We start from the raw sequence: 2,500 nt of genomic DNA, 5'->3' as shown, positions 1-2,500 counted from the left end.
ACCAAACCCAACCAAACTCCGAATACCCGGAAGTTTAGCCTGGCAGACAGACAGTGGGTGCTAAGGTCCATTGTCGAGAGGGAAACAGCCCAGACCACCAGCTAAGGCCCCTAAATCGTGGCTAAGTGGGAAAGGATGTGGGGATTCCATAACAACCAGGAGGTTGGCTTAGAAGCAGCCATCCTTTAAAGAAAGCGTAATAGCTCACTGGTCTAATAGAAACCCTGCGCCGAAAATGTAACGGGGCTCAAGCCACGTGCCGAAGCTGTGGGTGCATACTATGTATGCGCGGTAGCGGAGCGTTCCGTAGGTCTGTGAAGGAAGCGGGGTGACCCCTTCTGGAGATATCGGAAGTGCGAATGCTGACATGAGTAGCGACAAACAGTGCGAGAAACACTGTCGCCGAAAGTCCAAGGGTTCCTGCGCAAGGTTAATCCACGCAGGGTTAGTCGGCCCCTAAGGCGAGGGCGAAAGCCGTAGTCGATGGGAATCAGGTGAATATTCCTGAACCTGCCAGAAGTGACGAATGCGATATGTTGTTGGTCCTTAACGGATTGGACCGGCTTTTGGAGCATTCCAGGAAATAGCTCTGGCGTATAGACCGTACCCTAAACCGACACAGGTGGACTGGTAGAGCATACCAAGGCGCTTGAGAGAACGATGCTGAAGGAACTAGGCAAATTACTCGTGTAACTTCGGGATAAGCGAGACCCACATTTGGGCAACCATTTGTGGGTGGCACAGACCAGGGGGTAGCGACTGTTTAGTAAAAACACAGGACTCTGCGAAGTCGAAAGACGACGTATAGGGTCTGACGCCTGCCCGGTGCCGGAAGGTTAAGAGGAGGTGTGAGAGCACTGAATTGAAGCCCCGGTAAACGGCGGCCGTAACTATAACGGTCCTAAGGTAGCGAAATTCCTTGTCGGGTAAGTTCCGACCTGCACGAATGGCGTAACGACTTCCCCGCTGTCTCCAGCATCGGCTCAGCGAAATTGAATTCCCCGTGAAGATGCGGGGTATCCGCGGTCAGACGGAAAGACCCTATGAACCTTTACTGTAGCTTTACAGTGGCATCAGAGACATTCTGTGTAGGATAGGTGGGAGGCTTTGAAGCGGGGGCGCCAGTTCCCGTGGAGCCATCCTTGAAATACCACCCTGAATTTTTCTGATGTCTAACCGCGGCCAGTAAGCCTGGTCCGGGACCCTGTATGGTGGGCAGTTTGACTGGGGCGGTCGCCTCCCAAAGTGTAACGGAGGCGCGCGATGGTGGGCTCAGGCCGGTCGGAAACCGGCTGTTGAGTGCAATGGCATAAGCCCGCCTGACTGCGAGAGTGACAGCTCGAGCAGAGACGAAAGTCGGCCATAGTGATCCGGTGGTCCCGCGTGGAAGGGCCATCGCTCAACGGATAAAAGGTACTCTAGGGATAACAGGCTGATCTCCCCCAAGAGTCCACATCGACGGGGAGGTTTGGCACCTCGATGTCGGCTCATCACATCCTGGGGCTGGAGCAGGTCCCAAGGGTTCGGCTGTTCGCCGATTAAAGTGGTACGTGAGCTGGGTTTAGAACGTCGTGAGACAGTTCGGTCCCTATCTGCCGTGGATGTTGGAGATTTGAGAGGATTTGTCCCTAGTACGAGAGGACCGGGATGAACATACCTCTGGTGCACCGGTTGTCGCGCCAGCGGCACAGCCGGGTAGCTAAGTATGGACGGGATAACCGCTGAAAGCATCTAAGCGGGAAACCCACCTCAAAACTAGATCTCCCTGAGGGTCGTGGTAGACCACCACGTTAATAGGCCAGATGTGAAAGCGTGGTAACACGTGCAGCTAACTGGTCCTAATCACCCAATAGGCTCACTCTCACACCATCTAACGATGGCCCGTGCACAGAAATCATCCATAACCACGTCACACACCAAAAACCAAAACGCACCAACCGCATCCACACACCCTTAGGGTGGTCTGGATGACCTGGTGGCCATGGCGGGGAGAGTTCCACCCGATCCCATCCCGAACTCGGCCGTGAAAAACCCCAGCGCCTATGATACTGCGGCTTAAGCCGCGGGAAAGTCGGTCGCCGCCAGGTCTTCCAGTCCACCCAATCAAAACCCCATACATTATCAACACATACCACAAACGCGGGGTGGAGCAGCCCGGTAGCTCGTCAGGCTCATAACCTGAAGGCCGCAGGTTCAAATCCTGCCCCCGCAACCACGCACGAAGTGATTGACATCACACGACGAACCCGCCCGTTGAGGCGGGTTTTTTTGTGACCGGAAAAGGGCGCAGGAAATGCAGTGGAAACAGACGAAAAGGAATTCAGGCGCAATTTTGTCGGGTTTCACAAATTCGTGATAAATGGGGCGTTATTCCTCGCAGTCGCGGAGACAGGGCTTTTGTTCTCCAACATGCAGGGCAAAACGAACGACGCCTAGGCTCAGGACTCATTCTTTGAGGTAGAAGATGACGCTTGCTGCGATGTGGATTGCGGACATGAAT

The 2,500-nt window shown here is 54.4% G+C and carries 1 tRNA gene and 2 rRNA genes (1 of these 3 cut by a window edge); all 3 read left to right on the top strand.

Annotation, left to right across the window (positions count from 1 at the left end):
- Positions 1-1,863, top strand: a 23S ribosomal RNA gene (locus HK26_RS12555) (it extends 876 nt beyond the left edge of the window).
- A gap of 108 nt (positions 1,864-1,971) precedes the next feature.
- A 5S ribosomal RNA gene (gene rrf, locus HK26_RS12550) occupies positions 1,972-2,087 on the top strand.
- Between the two features lie 51 nt (positions 2,088-2,138).
- Positions 2,139-2,215: transfer RNA gene (locus HK26_RS12545), tRNA-Met, on the top strand.
- The last annotated feature ends 285 nt before the right edge of the window (positions 2,216-2,500 follow it).

It is taken from the genome of Acetobacter okinawensis (assembly GCF_002153655.1).
GTDB lineage: Bacteria > Pseudomonadota > Alphaproteobacteria > Acetobacterales > Acetobacteraceae > Acetobacter > Acetobacter okinawensis_A.
Note: the sequence above shows the minus strand (reverse complement) of the source record. Positions and strands in the feature narration are given on the sequence as shown.